Source organism: Pseudomonas chlororaphis subsp. piscium (genome assembly GCF_003850345.1).
Taxonomy (GTDB): domain Bacteria; phylum Pseudomonadota; class Gammaproteobacteria; order Pseudomonadales; family Pseudomonadaceae; genus Aquipseudomonas; species Aquipseudomonas piscium.
On sequence record NZ_CP027707.1, the window covers coordinates 3,915,110 to 3,932,442 of the forward strand.

A 17,333-nucleotide genomic window follows, 5' to 3' on the forward strand; every position below is an offset into this window, starting at 1 on the left:
TCCTTGCGGTTGGGGGAAGGCAGGTCAGTGCACGGTGTCCGTAGCCTGGGCATGCAGCAGGGCTTGGTCACACTTGGGGCAGAACTCGTGTTCGCCGTCGAGGTAGCCATGCACCGGGCAGATGGAAAAGGTCGGGGTCACCGTCAGGTACGGCAGGCGGAAGCGCCCCAGGGCCTTGCGCACCAGTTGCTTGCAGGCCTGGGCCGAGGAAATCCGCTCGGCCATGTACAGGTGCAGCACGGTGCCGCCGGTGTATTTGCATTGCAGTTCGTCCTGCAGTTCCAGGGCCTCGAACGGATCGTCGGTATAGCCGACGGGCAACTGCGAGGAGTTGGTGTAGTACGGCGCCTCGCGACTCCCTGCTTGGAGAATGCCGGGGTAGCGCTTGAGGTCTTCCTTGGCAAAGCGGTAGGTGGTGCCTTCGGCCGGGGTCGCCTCGAGGTTGTAGAGGTGGCCGGTTTCCTCCTGGAAGCGCACCAGGGTCGCGCGCGCATGGTCCAGCAGCCTGAGGGCGAACTGGCGGCCCTGCTCGGTGTGCATGCCCTGCTCGTCGCCGCTGAAGTTGCGCAGCATTTCGTGCAGGCCATTGAGGCCGATGGTCGAGAAGTGATTGCGCAGCGTGCCCAGGTAACGCTGGGTGTAGGGGTACAGGCCGGCGTCCATATGGTGCTGGATCACCTTGCGCTTGACCTCCAGGCTCTCCATCGCCAGCTCCATCAGCGCGTCCAGGCGTTGCAGCAGGCCGCTGGTATTACCCTTGAACACATGGCCCAGGCGCGCGCAGTTGATCGTCACCACGCCCAGGGAGCCGGTCTGCTCCGCCGAGCCGAACAGGCCGCCGCCGCGCTTGAGCAGCTCGCGCACGTCCAGTTGCAGGCGGCAGCACATGGAGCGCACCTGGTTGGGCTGCATGTCCGAATTGAGGAAGTTCTGGAAATACGGCAGCCCATAGCGGGCGGTCATCTCGAACAGGCGGTCGGCGTTCTCGCTGTCCCAGGGAAAGTCATGGGTGATGTTGTAGGTCGGGATCGGAAAGGTGAACACCCGGCCCTTGGCGTCGCCGGCCTGCATCACTTCGATATAGGCGCGGTTGAGCAGGTCCATTTCCGCTTGCAGCTCGCCATAGGCAAAGGGCATTTCCTCGCCGCCGATCACCGGGACCTGCTCGCGCAGATCCTCCGGGCAGACCCAGTCGAAGGTCAGGTTGGTAAAGGGCGTCTGGGTGCCCCAGCGCGACGGCACATTGAGGTTGTAGATGAACTCCTGGATCGCCTGGCGCACCTGGGGGTAGCTCAGGCGGTCCTTGCGCACATAGGGCGCCAGATAGGTGTCGAAGGAACTGAAGGCCTGGGCCCCGGCCCATTCGTTCTGCAAGGTGCCGAGGAAATTCACCATCTGCCCCAGGGCGCTGCTCAGGTGCCGGGGCGGCCCGGCCTCGACCCGCCCCGGCACGCCATTGAGGCCTTCATGCAACAGGCTGCGCAGGGACCAGCCGGCACAGTAGCCGGCGAGCATGTCGAGGTCGTGGATATGCAGGTCCGCCTCGCGATGGGCGCGACCGATAGCTTGGCTGTAGACCTCGTCCAGCCAGTAGTTGGCGGTGACCTTGCCGGACACGTTGAGCACCAGCCCGCCCAGGGAATAGCCCTGGTTGGCGTTGGCCTGCACTCGCCAGTCCTCGCGGTCGAGGTATTCGTTCATCGAGGCCGCCACCTCGACCAGGGTCTTGCGGTCGCGGCGCAGGCGCCCGTGCTGTTCGCGGTAGACGATGTAGGCGCGCATGGCGAGGAAGAACCCGGCGTCCATCAGCACCCGCTCGACCCGGTCCTGGATCTGCTCCACATGCAACCGCGCATGCCCTTCAAGGTGGGCCAGCACCGCCTTGAGCAAGCCCTCGGCCTCGACTTCGGCGTACTCGCCGCTGGCCTTGCCGGCGGCGATCAACGCCTGGCGGATCTTGTCCGCATCGAAGGCAACCAGGCTGCCATCGCGTTTGTGCAGGCGGTTGTTGCCCACCCTGATCAGCGTGCTGTGCATTTGACCTCCACATACTACATATAGATGTTTTTAATTCTTAAGGCACAAGATGCAGTGAGATTACGGAGAGCGCGTTGGATTGCCATTGATCGCGATCAAGTATTTTTTGGTTTGTGTACATATCCATTTCTGCGGTAACGGCTACCTAAGGTTCCGCCCTTACGGCGGGTCACTTTGGAAGAGCGCCAAAGTAACCAAAACGCTTCGCCCCCCACTCGGTGCCTCGCCTAGGCTCGGCATGCCCTCACTCCGGCATTGATCCGTGGGCCGCCGCCACAGGCCATCCATGGCCTGGGGCGGCTAACCCGGCATCCCTGCCGGGTTACCCACGGCTCAATGCCTGCGTTCGGCCATCGTGGTTAACGGGGCGCTCAGATCAAAAGCAAGACGGCAGCCTACCGGCTGGCCTGGCTGAAAACGCAGCCTCTGTAGCCGCTGCCGAGCGCAGCGAGGCTGCGATCGAGGCCGAAGGACTCGCCAGGCAGGCACCACGTATCCCCAGATCCTACGAGGTGTCAGGTTTAGCGGCCCTGCGGGCAGATCGCAGCCTCGCTGCGCTCGGCAGCGGCTACACAAAGCCTGTCCGGCAGAAGAGCCGTAGCGTGGCAAAAGCAGCAAGCTTCGCCCGACCTTAGCCTTGGCTTTGGCTTTGGCTTTGGCTTTGGCTTTTGATCTTGATCTACCCGCCCCGTTAACCACGCTGGCCGAACGGAGGTATTACGGAGCGGGTAAACCGGCAGGGATGCCGGTTTAGCCGCCCCGGGCCATGGATGGCCCGTGGCGGCGGCCCGTTCCGTAATGCCTCCGTTCGGGCACACCGAGCCTAGGCGAGGTGCCGAGTGGTGGGGCAAAGCGCTTTGGTTACTTTGGCGCTCTTCCAAAGTGACCCGCCGTAAGGGCGGAACCCTAAGTAGCCGTTACCGCAGCAACGGATATACCCCCAATCTCACCCCCCACTCATATTCATAAACCTCACCACCTGCACCGTACCTCCAGGATTGAAATCATGCCGCAACGGCTTACGCCGCAACCCCTGCTGCAAGGCATCGATCAATGGCTGGTCGTCCAACGGATAACGCCGCAGCAAACCGCGCAGGTCCAGGGCATCGTCCTGCCCCAGGCACAGCAACAGCTTGCCTTCGACAGTCATCCGTACCCGATTGCAGCTGCCACAGAAGTTATGGCTGTTGGGCGAGATAAAACCAATGCGCGTCCGCGGATGGCGCTCCAGCCGCACGTAACGCGCCGGCCCGCCGCTGTTCTCGGTGCTGTCGAGCAAGGCATGGCGGCTGGCGATCAGCGCCCGCACCTCATCGCTGGAACAGAAAGACTCGCCCCAGGAACGACCGACGTCGCCCAGGGGCATTTCCTCGATGAAGCTGATGTCGATGCCCTGCTCGATGGCGTACTGCACCAGCTGTGGCACCTCCTCGAAGTTGCGGCCCTTCATCACCACGCAGTTGAGCTTGACCCGCTCGAACCCCGCCCCGCGCGCCACCTCGATGCCGCGCAGCACCTGGTCGAGATCGCCGTTGCGGGTGATGGCGCGAAACTTCTGCCCGTCCAGGCTATCGAGGCTGATGTTCATGCGCTTGACCCCGGCCTCCGCCAGCGGCCGGGCCAGGCGCTCGAGCTGCGAGCCGTTGCTGGTCATCACCAGTTCGCGCAGGCCCGGCAAGGCCGCGATGTTGCGGCACAGGCCGACTATGCCCGGGCGAATCAGCGGCTCGCCGCCAGTGAGGCGGATCTTGCGCACACCCTGGCCGACGAACAGCGCCGCCAGGCGCTGCAACTCCTCCAGGGTCAGCACCTGCTGGCGCGGCAGGAAGGTCATGTTCTTCGCCATGCAATACACGCAGCGAAAATCGCAACGGTCGGTCACCGACATCCGCAGGTAGTCGATCTGCCGCCCGAAGCCGTCCTGCATCAGATTGCTCATGGCCTTCCCCTTACTGCACCAGCGGCGAGTCGGCGCCTTGCAGATGAATGCCACGGATGTCCGCGGCGCCGATCAGAGTTTGCAGGTACTGCACCACCGCCTTCTGCCAGACGCCCTGTTGCAGCTGGTTGCGGATCGCCGTCGCCACCGCCTCATAAGGCAGCGCCTGGCCCTCGACCCGCTGGTCGACGCTGACCACATGCCAGCCATAACGGCTTTCCAGCGGCTTGGCCGCCAGCCCCGGCGCCAGGCTGAACAGCTGGCGCTCCAGTTCCGGCACGGTCTGGCCCTTGCTGATCTGCCCCAGGGAGCCGCCCTGGGCCTTCGACGGGCAGGCCGAATACTTCAGCGCCAGTGCAGCGAAACTGTCGGGCAACTCGTCCAGGCGTTGCAGCAGGATTTCCGCCTGGACCTGGGCCGTGCTGCGCGCGCCGGCATCGTCTGGCGCGCATTCGAGGAGGATGTGCCGCACCGCCAACAACGGAGCGCTGTGAAAGCGCCCGCGGTTGTTGTCGTAGTAACGCCAGCACGTGGCCTCGTCGCACTCCGGCACCTGCACCTCGCGTTCGAGCAGCAAGCGGGTGGCGGCCTCCTCCTCGTTCTCGCCGGCGCCGATCTGCAGGGTCAGGCCGAGTTCGGCGATGCGCTGCTGCAACAGCTCGCGGATCACCAGCGCCCTGGCCGCCTGATACACCGCCTCCTCGCGGCTGGCCGCCGGATGGTATTGCAGCTCCTGGGCCAGCGCCTGCGGGGTGATCGGCACCTGGTTGACGCTGATGATCGGCCACTCCTGCTCACTGCTGGCGATCAGTTGCACGGGCGCCTCGTCAGTGGCCACGGGCTCATGGCCCGGCGGCGTGAAAGCCTGCACGCCCACTTCCACTTCACTCTCTGGCAGCAGCGGTTCTTCGCGGGCCGAAGACCCGCAACCGCCGCTGCCGCCTTTACCGCCGCCACATCCACATCCAGACATGACAACCTCCTCAAATTTTCTGCCGAACGATTTGATAACGCCGTCCCAGGTACCAGACCGGCGCGCTGACCATGTGCACCAGGCGGGTAAAGGGGAAGAGTACGAACAGGGTCAGGCCGAGGAACACGTGCAGCTTGTAGGTCAGGCCGACCGGCGCGATGGCCGCCGCCGCATCCATGGGCCGCAACATCACAGTGTTCTGCGCCCAGTCGGCGAGCATCACCATCACCGAGCCGTCCATATGGGCGGTGGAGGCGACTATGGTCAGCAGGCCGAGCAGCAACTGCGCCAGCAGCACCAGCAGGATCAGGATGTCCGAGGGGCTCGAGGTAGCGCGCACCCGTGGATCGGTGAGGCGGCGCTTGATCAGCATCAGCAAACCGATCAGGCACAGCAGGCCGAAGAAACCGCCGGAGACCATCGCCAGCAACTGCTTGTGCTCGGTGCTGATCACATGGTGATAGACCGAGGCCGGGGTCAGCAGGCCGACGAAGTGCCCGGCCAGCACAAACAGCACGCCGACATGGAACAGGTTGCTGGCCACCCGCATGCCGCGGTTGTCGAGCATCTGGCTGGAGCCGGCCTTCCAGCTGTACTGCGACAGGTCGAAGCGCGCCCAGCTGCCCAGCAGGCAGATCGCCAGGGCGACATAGGGATAGATCCCGAACACCAACAGATTCCACTTAGACATTGCCCACCTCCCCGGCTGGCGCGGCGGCCAGCCCCTGATGCTGAAAATCCACCCAGTGCAGCGGTACCGCGCTTTCCTCCCGGGGCTTGCCCGGCGCGCTTGGCATGGCGCTGCAACGTTCCTGCTGCTCGGCCTTGAGAAAGTCCACCGCCTCCTCTTCCCAGATCTTGTCCAGGGCTTCGAGGGAGTCGTCGCGTTGCTCGGCCGCCACCTGTTCGCGCAGGTCGGCCACCGCCTGGTGCGGCTCCTCGCCAGCGATTTGCAGCAAGGCGCGGAAGCAACTGGCGTAGGCGCTCTCGCGTTCCTCCAGGCGTGCCGCGAGCAAGGCCAGCAGGTGCGCGACATCGGCCAGGCCCTCGCGGGCCTCGAGGTCGTCGCGGGTGGAGAGGAACTCCAGGTACAGCGGGATATAGTCCGGCAGCTCCTTGATGCCGATGGCAAAGCCGGCGGCTTCGTACTGGGCAAGCATGTCGACCATGGCCTGGCCGCGGTCGCGGGATTCGCCGTGCACATGCTCGAACAGCAGCAGCGACAGCGAGCGACCACGGCCGAACAGCGCGCCGTAATGCTCCTGGCCATCCATCAGGTCGTTGGTGCAGATCAGCTCCAGCAACTCGAACAGCGCACCGCGCTGCTTCGGGCTGATTTCCCGGGCCTGGATGATCGCCTGCTCCAGCTCGTCGCGGCCCTCGACCAGGGTTTCGCTCGGGTAGTCGAGCAGCAGCGAAATCACTTTAAGGATGCGCATGCTCATTCCTCCCACAGCTGCACGGTTTTCAGGACGTCGCGGCGGTTGGCCTTCTTCGCCCCGAACATGTTGGTGTCGGAGCTGCCGCTGCAGCCGCTGCCGAAACTGAAGCCGCAACCGGAACGCTCGGCGAAGGCATCGCTCATGGCTTCCTCGCGGTGCGCGCTGGGCACCACGTAGCGGTCTTCGTAGTTGGCGATGGCCAGGTAGCGGTACATCTCCTCGACCTGGCTCACACTCAGGCCGACCTCTTCGAGCACCTGCAGGTCCTGCACGCCTTCGACCTGCTCGGCACGCTTGTAGGCACGCATCGCCAACAGGCGCTTGAGGGCGCGCTTGACCGGTTTCTCGTCGCCCGCGGTCAGCAGGTTGGCCAGGTAACGCAGGGGAATGCGCAGGCTGTCGACATCCGGGATCACCCCGTTCATGCCCACAGTGCCGGCGGCCGCGGCGTTCTGGATCGGCGACAGCGGCGGCACGTACCAGACCATCGGCAAGGTGCGGTATTCCGGGTGCAGCGGCAGCGCGAGCTTCCAGTCCACCGCCATCTTGTACACCGGCGAACGCTGCGCAGCGTCGATCACCGACTGCGGAACCCCGTCTTCCAGGGCCTGGCGGATCACCGCCGGGTCATGCGGGTCGAGGAAGATTTCCAGCTGCTTCTCGTACAGGTCCTGCTCGCTGGCGGTGCTCGCCACCTCGGCGATGCGGTCGGCGTCATACAGCAGCACGCCGAGGTAGCGGATGCGCCCGACACAGGTCTCGGCGCACACGGTGGGCATGCCTGCCTCGATCCGTGGGTAGCAGAAGATGCACTTCTCCGACTTGCCGCTCTTCCAGTTGAAATAGATCTTCTTGTACGGGCAGCCGCTGATGCACATGCGCCAGCCGCGGCACTTCTCCTGGTCGATCAGGACGATGCCGTCCTCTTCGCGCTTGTAGATCGCCCCGCTCGGGCAGGACGCCGCGCACGCCGGGTTCAGGCAGTGCTCGCACAGGCGCGGCAGGTACATCATGAAAGTGTTTTCGTATTCGCCGTAGATGTCCGCCTGGATCTGGTCGAAGTTCTTGTCCTTGCGCCGCTTGGCGAACTCGCTGCCGAGGATCTCCTCCCAGTTCGGCCCCCACTCGATCTTTTCCATGCGCTTGCCGGACACCACCGAGCGCGGCCGCGCGGTCGGCTGGTGGTCGCCCAGGGGCGCGGTGTGCAGGTGCTGGTAGTCGAAGTCGAACGGCTCGTAGTAGTCGTCGAGGCTCGGCAGGTCGGGGTTGGCGAAGATGTTCGCCAGCACCCGGAACTTGCCGCCGATGCGTGGGTTGATCGAGCCGTTGGCGTTGCGCACCCAGCCGCCCTTCCACTTGTCCTGGTTTTCCCATTCTTTCGGGTAGCCGATCCCGGGCTTGGTCTCGACGTTGTTGAACCAGGCGTATTCCATGCCTTCGCGGCTGGTCCAGACGTTCTTGCAGGTGATCGAGCAGGTATGGCAGCCGATGCATTTGTCCAGGTTCAGGACCATGCCGATTTGTGAACGAATCTTCATGACAACTCCTCAATCCATCTCGGTCGGCAGGGGGCGTGGCAGCTCATCGCCGTCCGAGCCATCGAGCCAGTCGACGCGGGCCATCTTGCGCACCACGACGAATTCGTCGCGGTTGCAACCGACCGTGCCGTAATAGTTGAAACCGTAGGCCTGCTGGGCATAGCCGCCGATCATGTGGGTCGGCTTGAGCACCACCCGGGTCACCGAGTTGTGGTGGCCGCCGCGAGTCTTGGTGGTCTCGGAACCGGGCACGTTCACGATCCGTTCCTGGGCGTGGTACATCATCACCATGCCCTCCTTGACCCGCTGGCTGACCACCGCCCGGGCAGTCGCCGCGCCGTTGGCGTTGAAGCATTCGATCCAGTCGTTGTCCTCGATGCCGGCGCGTTGCGCGTCGATTTCCGAGAGCCAGACAATCGGCCCGCCGCGGCTCAGGGTGAGCATCAGCAGGTTGTCGCTGTAGGTGCTGTGGATGCCCCATTTCTGGTGCGGGGTGATCCAGTTCAGGACGATTTCCGGGTGGCCGTTGGTGCGCTTGCCCTTCACCGCCTCGATGGTCCGGGTGTTGACCGGCGGCCGGTAGCTCATCAGCTGTTCGCCGAACGCCTGCATCCACGGGTGGTCCTGGTAGAACTGCTGGCGGCCGGTGATGGTGCGCCACGGGATGTTCTCGTGGACGTTGGTGTAGCCGGCGTTGTAGCTGACGTGATCGTCCTCCAGGCCCGACCAGGTGGGGCTGGAAATGATCTTGCGCGGCTGCGCCTGGATATCGCGGAAGCGGATCGCCTCGTGGGCCTTGGACAGCGCCAGGTGGCTGTGGTCGATGCCGGTGAACTCGGACAGCGCGGCCCAGGCCTTGACCGCCACATGGCCGTTGGTTTCCGGGGCCAGGGACAGGATCACCTCGGCGGCGTCGATCGCCGTGTCGATCTTCGGCCGGCCCTGGCTGAGGCCCGCCGCGCCCTCGCGGTAATTCAGCTCGCCGAGGAATTTCACCTCCTCGTCGGTGTTCCAGTTGATGCCCTTGCCGCCGTTGCCGAGTTTTTCCAGCAGCGGCCCGAGGGAGGTGAACTGCTTGTAGATGTTCGGGTAGTCGCGCTCCACCACTTGCAGGTTCGGCGCGTTCTTGCCCGGCTGCGGGGCCACGCCCGCGGTTTTCCAGTCGGTGCCGCCGAACGGCTGGGCCAGCTCGCCGACGCTGTCATGCAGCAGCGGCACGGTGACCAGGTCCTGCTCCACGCCGAGGTGCCCCACCGCCATGCTGGAGAACGCCTTGGCAATGCCCTTGTAGATCTCCCAGTCGGAACGGGATTCCCAGGCCGGATCGATGGCCGCCGACAGCGGGTGGATGAAGGGGTGCATGTCCGAGGTGTTCATGTCGTCCTTCTCGTACCAGGTGGCGGTCGGCAGGACGATGTCGGAGTAGACGCAGGTCGAGGACATGCGGAAGTCCAGGGTGGTGACCAGGTCGAGCTTGCCGATGGCGCCCTGGTCCACCCATTCGGCCTCTTGCGGCTTGCAGTCGCCGACCTGGCCGATGTCCTCGTTCATCACCCCGTTACGGGTGCCGAGCAGGTACTTGAGCATGTACTCGTGGCCCTTGCCCGAGGAACCCAGCAGGTTGGAACGCCAGATGAACATGTTGCGCGGGAAGTTCTGCGGGCTGTCCGGCTGTTCGCAGGCAAAACGCAGACTGCCTTCGTGCATGCTCTTGACCACGTAGTCCTTGGGCGCCATGCCGGCCGCGGCGGCGTCGCGGCAGATGTGCAGCGGGTTGCTGTTGAGCTGCGGCGCGCTGGGCAGCCAGCCGGCGCGTTCGGCGCGGATGTTGTAGTCCAGGGCATGCTCGGGGAACTGGCTCTTGTCGGCCAGCGGCGAGAGCACGTCGTGCATGCTCATCTTCTCGTGGCGCCATTGCGAGCTGTGGGCGTAGAAGAAGCTGGTGCCATTCATCTGCCGTGGCGGACGGCTCCAGTCCAGGCCGAAGGCCAGGGGCAGCCAGCCGCACTGCGGACGGAGTTTTTCCTGGCCGACATAGTGGGCCCAGCCGCCACCGGTCTGGCCGACGCAACCGCAGAGCATGAGCATGTTGATCAGCCCGCGGTAGTTCATGTCCATGTGGTACCAGTGGTTCATCGCCGCGCCGACGATGATCATCGAGCGGCCACGGGTCTTGTCGGCGTTGTCGGCGAACTCGCGGGCGATCTGGATCGCCTTCTCGCGGCTGACGCCGGTGATCTGCTCCTGCCAGGCCGGGGTGCCGGGCACGCTGGCGTCGTCGTAGTCCTTGGCCAGGTTGGCGCCGCCCAGGCCACGGTCGATGGCCAGGTTGGCCGCCGACAGATCGAACACCGTGGCGACCTTGACCTGGCTGCCGTCGGCCAGGGTCAGGCTGCGCACCGGCACGCGGCGGTATTGCACGGCATCGCCGGCCACGTGCTGGAAGTGCTCCTGGGTTTCGCCGGCGAAGTAGGGAAAGGCCACCTCGGCGACATCGCCGCCGATCAGGCTCAGGTTCAGGTCGATCTCGCGGCCCTCGCCGCCTTCGCGGGCGAGGATGTTCCACTTGCCCTGCTCGCCCCAGCGATAGCCGATGGAGCCCTGGGGCGACACCAGCTCGCCACTGGCGTCGATGGCGATGGTTTTCCATTCCGGGTTGTTGTCCTGGCCGAGGTTGCCGGCCAGGTCCGAGGCGCGCAGGAAGCGGTCCGGCTGGTAGCCGGCCCCCGGCGCGGTGCCGAGCATGGGTTTGAGCAGCACCAGCACCGGCAGGTCGGTGTAGCGCTTGGCGTATTCGGTGAAATAGGCGCTCGGCCGGTCGAGGTGGAACTCCTTGAAGATCACATGATTGAAGGCCTGGGCCAGCGCCGCGTCGGTGCCCTGCTTGGGGTTGAGCCAGAGGTCGGTGAGCTTGGCCACCTCCGAATAGTCCGGGGTGATGGCCACGGTCTTGGTGCCCTTGTAGCGCACCTCGGTGAAGAAGTGCGCGTCGGGGGTACGGGTCTGCGGAACGTTGGAACCCCAGGCGATGATGTAGTTGGAGTTGTACCAGTCGGCGGATTCCGGCACGTCGGTCTGCTCGCCCCAGACCATCGGCGAGGCCGGTGGCAGGTCGCAATACCAGTCGTAGAAGCTCAGGCAGGCGCCGCCGATCAGCGACAGGTAGCGGGCGCCGGCGGCGTAGCTGACCATCGACATGGCCGGGATCGGCGAGAAGCCGACGACCCGGTCGGGGCCGTATTGCTTGATGGTGTAGACGTTGGCCGCGGCGATGATTTCGTTGACTTCCTCCCAGCTGGAACGAATGAAGCCGCCCATGCCGCGCTTGCTCTTGTACGACTCGGCCTTGGCCGGGTCCTCGACAATGCTCGCCCAGGCTTCCACCGGCGCCAGGCTCTGGCGCGCCTGGCGCCACAGCTTGAGCAGCGGCTTGCGGATCTTCGGGTACTTCAGGCGGTTGGCGCTGTAGATGTACCAGCTGTAGCTGGCGCCCCGCGGGCAGCCGCGCGGCTCGTGGTTGGGCAGGTCGTTGCGGGTGCGCGGGTAGTCGGTCTGCTGGGTTTCCCAGGTGATCAAGCCGTTCTTCACGTAGATCTTCCACGAGCAGGAACCGGTGCAGTTCACCCCGTGGGTGGAGCGCACGATCTTGTCGTACTGCCAGCGCGAGCGGTAGACGTTCTCCCAGTCGCGGGACTCCTTGCGGGTTTCCCCGTGGCCGTCGGCGAACTCGCTTTGCTTGCGGTTGAAGAACCGCAGTTGATCCAACAAATGACTCATGGTGCTTTCCTCTCAGGCTTGCCGCGGGGTTCTGCGCCCCGCCGGGCAAGGTTTGGATTCGGTCGTGTCAGCAGGGAGTCGCCGCGCCTTTGCGCGCGTACCACCACCAGGTCACCACAATGCAGCTCAGGTAAAAGCCGACGAACATGTAGAAGGCCATCTCCGGGCCGCCGGTCTGGGCCATGGAAGTGCCGAAGGATTTGGGGATGAAGAACGCGCCGAAGGCGCCCATGGCCGAGCTGAAGCCGAGGACCGCGGCCGACTCCTTGCCGGCGTTTTTCAGCGCCTGCTCGCGCACCGCCGAGCTTTGCCCGGCGGCGGCCTTTTCGTGCAGGGTGCGGAAGATCACCGGGATCATGCGGAAGGTGGAGCCGTTGCCGATGCCGGTGGTGATGAACAGCAGCATGAACAGGCCGAGGAAGCCGTAGAAGTTGCCGCCAGTACCGTTGTGGGGAAGAAAATGCAGGACCCCGAAGACCATCAGGATCATCAGCACGAAGTTCCACAAGGTGACCCGGGCACCGCCCAGCTTGTCCGCCAGCCAGCCGCCCAGCGGCCGCACCAGGGCGCCCACCAGCGGGCCGAGGAAGGCGAATTTCAGCGCCACCACCTCCGGGAACGCGGTCTTGATCAGCAGCGGAAAGGCCGCCGAGAAACCGATGAACGAGCCGAAGGTCGCCAGGTACAACCAGCACATCAGCCAGTTGTGCTTGCGCTTGAAGATCACCGCCTGCTCGCTGAACGAGGCCTTGGCGCTGGACAGGTCGTTCATGCCGAACCAGGCCAGCAGGGTCACCGCGATAATGAACGGCACCCAGAGGAACCCGGCGTTCTGCAGCCACAGCTGGCTACCGTCGGCCAGCACCTGGGGTTGCCCGCCGAGCCAGCCGAACAAGCCGAAGGTGATCACCAGCGGCACGCAGAACTGCATCACCGACACCCCGAGGTTGCCCAGCCCGGCATTCAGGCCCAGGGCCGTGCCCTGCTGCGACTTGGGGTAGAAGAAGCTGATGTTGGACATGCTCGAGGCGAAGTTGCCGCCGCCGAAACCGCAGAGCAGCGCGATCAGCACGAACACGCTGTAGGGGGTGTTCGGGTCCTGCACGGCAAAGCCCATCCACAGCGACGGCAGCAACAGCGAGGCGGTGCTCAGGGCGGTCCAGCGGCGGCCGCCGAAGATCGGCACCATGAACGAATAGAACACCCGCAAGGTGGCGCCGGACAGCCCCGGCAGCGCCGCCAGCCAGAACAGCTGGTCGGTGCTGAAGCTGAAACCGATGGCGTTCAGGCGCACGATCACCGTGCTCCAGACCATCCACACGGCAAAGGCCAGCAGCAGCGCGGGAATCGAGATCCACAGGTTGCGGGTCGCTGTCTGCTTGCCGCTGCGCCCCCAGAAAGCGGGGTCTTCCGGGCGCCAGTCATGAATCACCGGGCCTGAATCGGGCTTGTTAAGAACCGACATGTTCTTCTCCTTGGGCAATGCTGGAAAACGGGGACGAGGTGGCCGGCGGCTGTTTGCCCAGCAGCGGGCGCTTGCGGATTTCGCTGAGGTACATCCAGGTGAGCGACACCCAGACCACGCCGTACATCAACATGAAGCAGGAAGAGCGCACGCCGGTGAGGTCCACCAGGGCGCCGAACAGGATGGGCAGGACGAAGCCCCCCAGACCGCCGGCCAAGCCGACGATGCCGGACACCGCGCCCATGTTTTGCGGGTAGTCGTTGGCGATGTACTTGAACACCGAGGCCTTGCCGAAGGCGAAGGCGATGCCCATGACGAACAGCAGCACGGTGAACAGCGCCGGGCTCAGGCCGATGTGGAAATCCAGGGAGCCGTCGACGGTGTGCACTTGCAGCTGGGTCTGCGGGTAGGACAGCAGGAACAGGCAGATCCAGCTGACCCAGAGCACCCACCAGGTCACGCTCTGGGCGCCCCAGCGGTCCGACATCCAGCCGCCGACGGCGCGCAGCACGCCGCCCGGCAGGGAGAAACAGGCCGCCAGCAGCGCCGCGCTCTGCAGGCTGAAACCGTATTCCTGCACGTAGTACTGGGTCATCCACAGCGCCAGGGCCACGTAGCCGCCGAAGACGATCGAGTAGTACTGGCAGTAGCGCCACACCGCCGGGTCCTTCAGCGCGCCCAACTGCTCGCGCAGGGTGGCGCCGGAAGCGCTGCGATGGGCCTTGTTGTCGGCGCTGAGAAACCAGAACAGCAAGGCGGTGATGAACAGGATGGCGCTGAAGGCTTTCGGCACCAACTGCCAGCTGCCAGCGGCGATCAGCGCCGGGGCAAGAAACTTGGTCAGCGCGGCGCCGGCGTTACCGGCGCCGAAGACGCCCATGGCGAAACCCTGGTTGTCCTGGTCGAACCACTTGGCGACGTAGGCGATGCCCACGGAAAACGAACCGCCGGCCAGGCCGACGAACAAGCCCAGGACCAGGAACTGCCAGTAGGCCGTGGCGTGGCTGATCAGGTACAGCGGCAACACGCAGCACAGCATCAGCAGGAAGAACACGCTGCGCCCGCCAAAGCGGTCGGTCAGCAGGCCCAGCGGCAGGCGCGCCAGCGAACCGGTGAGCACCGGGGTGGCGGCCAGCAGGCCGAACTGGGTTTCGTTGAGCTGGAGCAGCTCCTTGATCGGCACCCCGAGCACCGCGAACATCATCCAGACCATGAAGCACACCGTGAAGGCCAGCGTACTCATACCCAGCACCAGGCCTTGTCGCACACGCGGTTGGGTCATCTCGCTCTCCCGTCAGTCATTCATGGCCGCAGACTAGAGAGGCGAACCCGGTAAAAACTTGACCCGGATCAAGGAAGCCCGGGGCCTGGTGGGCCTATGCTTGCGGCGCCTACCTCCAACGAGGTAGTGCCGAAAAACCTCTGAACCCTTTGTTTATCAGGCTCTTGCCTTGGCTCCACGAGGCGGCTGCACGGATCCGATGGACAACAACTCTTTAGAGGTAGAGCGCCAGGGACCGGCGGCAAAACCATCGCCAGCCGCCCCTGGAGCCGTCCATGCCTGCCCTCCTCTCTTTCATCCTCAGCATGCTCAGCTGTGGCCCGCGCCCATGATCCGCTGGCTACGCAGTTCCCTGCCCGCCCGCGCCGGCCTGGCGGTGATCCTGATCGCCGTGCTGGCGCTGGCCAGCTCCCTGAGCGCCGGGTTGATCGCCTGGTTCAGCCAGGGCGACGCGGCGGCCATCAATACCGCGGGCTCGGTGCGCATGGAGACCTACCACCTGAGCTGGAAGCTGGCCGCGGGCGCCAGCGCCGAAGACATCGAGCGCATCCGCCAGAGCCTGCAACAGCGCCTCGACAGCCAGTCGCTCAGGGCGGTGCTGGAAGACGGCGCCGACCCCGACCTGCTGGGCAGCTACCGGCAGATCCAGCAACGCTGGAACGACCAATTGCAGCCGGCCCTGGAACGGCACGACGCCGCGGCGTTCCAGGCCCTGGCCCTGCCCTTCGTCGAACAGCTGAACCAGTTCGTCAGCCTGCTGCAACGCCAGAGCGAACATAAGCAGACCTGGCAACAGCTGATCCAGGGCGCGGCGTTGTTCACCACCCTGTTCGTCCTGCTGCTGGGCCTGTACGAGCTGCAATACAGCGTGGTCACGCCCTTGCAGGAACTGGTGGAAGCCACCCAGGGTTTTCGTCGCGGCGAGTTCCAGGTGCGGGTCAACCACCAGTCCCGGGACGAGCTGGGCCAACTGGCCACCAGCTTCAACGCCATGGCCGAGACCATCGAGCAATCCCACCGCACCCTGGAAACCCTGGTGCGGCAAAAGACCCACAACCTGCAACAGGCCAATGCCGCCCTCGAGCTGCTGTACCAGAGCAGCCGCAGCCTGGCCACGCGGCTGGCCAACGCCGAAGGCCTGGACGAACTGATCCGGCGCTTCCAGCAGCGCCTGCCAGGGCTGCGCCTGTCGCTGTGCCTGCAAGGCCAGTTGCAGGCCCCGGCGCAGCAACTGATCGCCCTGCATGGCGCCAGCAGCCGGGACGTCTGCGCGGTCAGCGATTGCGCCACCTGCCAGCGCCACCAGCAGATCAGCCGGCAGCGTTTCAGCATCAGCAACCAGGGCAGCGAACTGGGCGAACTCAAGGCGCACTTCCTCGATGGCCATGCCCCGCAAGCCTGGGAAACCGAACTGATCCAGGCCCTGGCCAACCTGATCGGCACCTCGCTGTCGCTCAAGCGCCAGCGCGAACAGGACCATCGCCTGCTGCTGTTCGAAGAGCGCGCGATCATCGCCCGCGAGCTCCACGACTCCCTGGCCCAGGCCCTGTCCTACATGAAGCTGCAGGTCAGCCGCATGCAAACCCTGATGCGCCGTGGCGAACCGGTGAGCACCCTGGAGAACGTCACCGCCGAACTGCGCGAAGGGGTGAACAATGCCTACCGCCAACTGCGCGAACTGCTGACCACCTTTCGCCTGCAGATCCACGATGCCGGGCTGGTGCGCGAGCTGGAAGCGACCACCGAGGAGTTCTCCCGTCGCGGCGACTTCCAGGTGCACCTGCAGCTCGACAGCCTGGCCTTCGAGCTGTCGGCCAGCGAGCAGATCCACCTGTTGCAGATCACCCGTGAGGCGCTCTCCAACTGCCTGCGCCACGCCCACGCGGAGAATGTCTGGCTGCAGCTGCGCCAGCACGGCGAAACCCTGCGCCTGTCGATCGAGGACGATGGTCGTGGCTTCAGCAGTGACCACGACAACAGCGGCAATCAACGCGAACACCACGGCCTGAACATCATGGATGAGCGGGCGCGCAGCCTGCATGGCCAGTTGCAGATTTTTTCCAGGACGCCCCAGGGCACCCTGGTGCAGATGGAATTCCGTCCGGAGTTTCTCGGAGTCCCCACAGAAGGTAGCGCCGCATGAACCCATCCCCCACCTACCGGATCCTGCTGGTCGACGACCATCCGATGATGCGTCGCGGCATCCGCCAGATGCTCGAACTGGAAGACGACCTGCAGATCGTCGGCGAGGCCAGCCACGGCGAAGAAGCCCTGAGCCTGATCGAGCCCTTGCAGCCCGACCTGGTGCTGCTCGACAACAACATGCCGCAACTCAACGGCATCGAGACCCTGCGCCGCCTGCGGACCATGGACTACCGCGGCAAGGTGTTGCTGTTCACCGTGTCCGACGCCGAGGACGACATTCGCGACGCCCTGCGCCTGGACGCCGACGGCTACCTGCTCAAGGACATGGAGCCCGAGCTGCTGATCCAGTACCTGCGCGATGCCCTGAACGGCGCCCTGGTGATCAGCCCGGGGCTGACCCGGGTCATGGCCCAGGCCCTGCGTTCACCGCCGCGCCAGCCGGAGGTCGAGCTGACCGAACGCGAGCGCCAGGTGCTCAAGACCATCGCCAGCGGCTACAGCAACAAGGTCATCGGCCACAAGCTGGGCATCACCGAAGGCACGGTCAAGGTCCATGTGAAGAACCTGCTGCACAAGCTCGGCCTGCGCTCGCGGGTCGAGGCCGCGGTGTGGGCCATGGAGCACCTGCGCAACGCCGGCTGAGCAACACTCCGCCGCTGTTCCTGCCTCTTCCCCCCCTTTCGAGGTAGGCCGGCGGAGGCATAGGCCATGGCAGCCCCGCGCTCTACCATGGCC

General features: G+C 65.0%; 11 protein-coding genes. 2 read left to right on the forward strand and 9 right to left on the reverse strand.

What is annotated here, in order from left to right; genetic code table 11:
- Nucleotides 1-24 precede the first annotated feature (24 nt).
- The 9 genes from C4K38_RS18020 to C4K38_RS18065 all read right to left on the reverse strand — a co-directional run bounded on the left by C4K38_RS18020 (nucleotide 25) and on the right by C4K38_RS18065 (nucleotide 14,453).
- Complete coding sequence (locus C4K38_RS18020; RefSeq protein WP_053279549.1) at nucleotides 25-2,037, reverse strand: ribonucleoside triphosphate reductase; 2,013 nt, start codon at nucleotides 2,035-2,037, stop codon at nucleotides 25-27.
- Nucleotides 2,038-2,983: 946 nt separating this feature from the next.
- Entirely contained in the window at nucleotides 2,984-3,976 is a 993-nt protein-coding gene (moaA, locus tag C4K38_RS18030; RefSeq protein ID WP_053279550.1) for a GTP 3',8-cyclase MoaA, read from the reverse strand.
- A gap of 10 nt (nucleotides 3,977-3,986) precedes the next feature.
- Complete coding sequence (locus tag C4K38_RS18035; protein WP_053279551.1) at nucleotides 3,987-4,949, reverse strand: peptidylprolyl isomerase; 963 nt, start codon at nucleotides 4,947-4,949, stop codon at nucleotides 3,987-3,989.
- Nucleotides 4,950-4,959: 10 nt separating this feature from the next.
- Entirely contained in the window at nucleotides 4,960-5,640 is a 681-nt protein-coding gene (narI, locus tag C4K38_RS18040) for a respiratory nitrate reductase subunit gamma (RefSeq protein WP_009049445.1), read from the reverse strand.
- On the reverse strand, nucleotides 5,633-6,388 hold the full coding sequence (narJ, locus tag C4K38_RS18045) for a nitrate reductase molybdenum cofactor assembly chaperone (RefSeq protein WP_053279552.1): 756 nt from the start codon (nucleotides 6,386-6,388) through the stop codon (nucleotides 5,633-5,635). Before narJ ends, narI begins: the two co-directional genes overlap by 8 nt.
- 2 nt (nucleotides 6,389-6,390) lie before the next feature.
- The gene (narH, locus tag C4K38_RS18050; RefSeq protein ID WP_053279553.1) at nucleotides 6,391-7,929 is read right to left on the reverse strand and encodes a nitrate reductase subunit beta; all 1,539 of its coding nucleotides are present in this window, start codon (nucleotides 7,927-7,929) and stop codon (nucleotides 6,391-6,393) included.
- A gap of 9 nt (nucleotides 7,930-7,938) precedes the next feature.
- Nucleotides 7,939-11,706 carry a nitrate reductase subunit alpha gene (locus C4K38_RS18055; RefSeq protein WP_053279554.1) on the reverse strand — a complete coding sequence of 1,256 codons (3,768 nt, stop codon included), beginning with the start codon at nucleotides 11,704-11,706 and terminating at the stop codon, nucleotides 7,939-7,941.
- A 67-nt stretch (nucleotides 11,707-11,773) separates the two neighbouring features.
- Nucleotides 11,774-13,171 carry a NarK family nitrate/nitrite MFS transporter gene (locus C4K38_RS18060; RefSeq protein ID WP_053279555.1) on the reverse strand — a complete coding sequence of 466 codons (1,398 nt, stop codon included), beginning with the start codon at nucleotides 13,169-13,171 and terminating at the stop codon, nucleotides 11,774-11,776.
- Nucleotides 13,158-14,453 (reverse strand): MFS transporter, encoded by a 1,296-nt coding sequence (locus tag C4K38_RS18065; protein ID WP_053279556.1) that lies wholly within the window; start codon nucleotides 14,451-14,453, stop codon nucleotides 13,158-13,160. Before C4K38_RS18065 ends, C4K38_RS18060 begins: the two co-directional genes overlap by 14 nt.
- A 328-nt stretch (nucleotides 14,454-14,781) precedes the next feature.
- On the opposite strand from C4K38_RS18065, the gene C4K38_RS18070 reads away from it, so the two are divergent.
- Both C4K38_RS18070 and narL read left to right on the forward strand, forming a co-directional pair.
- On the forward strand, nucleotides 14,782-16,596 hold the full coding sequence (locus C4K38_RS18070; RefSeq protein WP_053279557.1) for a HAMP domain-containing protein: 1,815 nt from the start codon (nucleotides 14,782-14,784) through the stop codon (nucleotides 16,594-16,596).
- On the forward strand, nucleotides 16,593-17,240 hold the full coding sequence (narL, locus tag C4K38_RS18075; RefSeq protein WP_053279558.1) for a two-component system response regulator NarL: 648 nt from the start codon (nucleotides 16,593-16,595) through the stop codon (nucleotides 17,238-17,240). The genes C4K38_RS18070 and narL overlap by 4 nt, the downstream gene beginning before the upstream one ends.
- Nucleotides 17,241-17,333 lie beyond the last annotated feature (93 nt).

Bases quoted from the DNA above. Each gene is read 5' to 3' on its own strand.
- C4K38_RS18020 (WP_053279549.1), bottom strand. From the start codon at position 2,037: ATGCACAGCACGCTGATCAGGGTGGGCAACAACCGCCTGCACAAACGC.
- moaA (WP_053279550.1), bottom strand. From the start codon at position 3,976: ATGAGCAATCTGATGCAGGACGGCTTCGGGCGGCAGATCGACTACCTG.
- C4K38_RS18035 (WP_053279551.1), bottom strand. From the start codon at position 4,949: ATGTCTGGATGTGGATGTGGCGGCGGTAAAGGCGGCAGCGGCGGTTGC.
- narI (WP_009049445.1), bottom strand. From the start codon at position 5,640: ATGTCTAAGTGGAATCTGTTGGTGTTCGGGATCTATCCCTATGTCGCC.
- narJ (WP_053279552.1), bottom strand. From the start codon at position 6,388: ATGCGCATCCTTAAAGTGATTTCGCTGCTGCTCGACTACCCGAGCGAA.
- narH (WP_053279553.1), bottom strand. From the start codon at position 7,929: ATGAAGATTCGTTCACAAATCGGCATGGTCCTGAACCTGGACAAATGC.
- C4K38_RS18055 (WP_053279554.1), bottom strand. From the start codon at position 11,706: ATGAGTCATTTGTTGGATCAACTGCGGTTCTTCAACCGCAAGCAAAGC.
- C4K38_RS18060 (WP_053279555.1), bottom strand. From the start codon at position 13,171: ATGTCGGTTCTTAACAAGCCCGATTCAGGCCCGGTGATTCATGACTGG.
- C4K38_RS18065 (WP_053279556.1), bottom strand. From the start codon at position 14,453: ATGACCCAACCGCGTGTGCGACAAGGCCTGGTGCTGGGTATGAGTACG.
- C4K38_RS18070 (WP_053279557.1), top strand. From the start codon at position 14,782: ATGATCCGCTGGCTACGCAGTTCCCTGCCCGCCCGCGCCGGCCTGGCG.
- narL (WP_053279558.1), top strand. From the start codon at position 16,593: ATGAACCCATCCCCCACCTACCGGATCCTGCTGGTCGACGACCATCCG.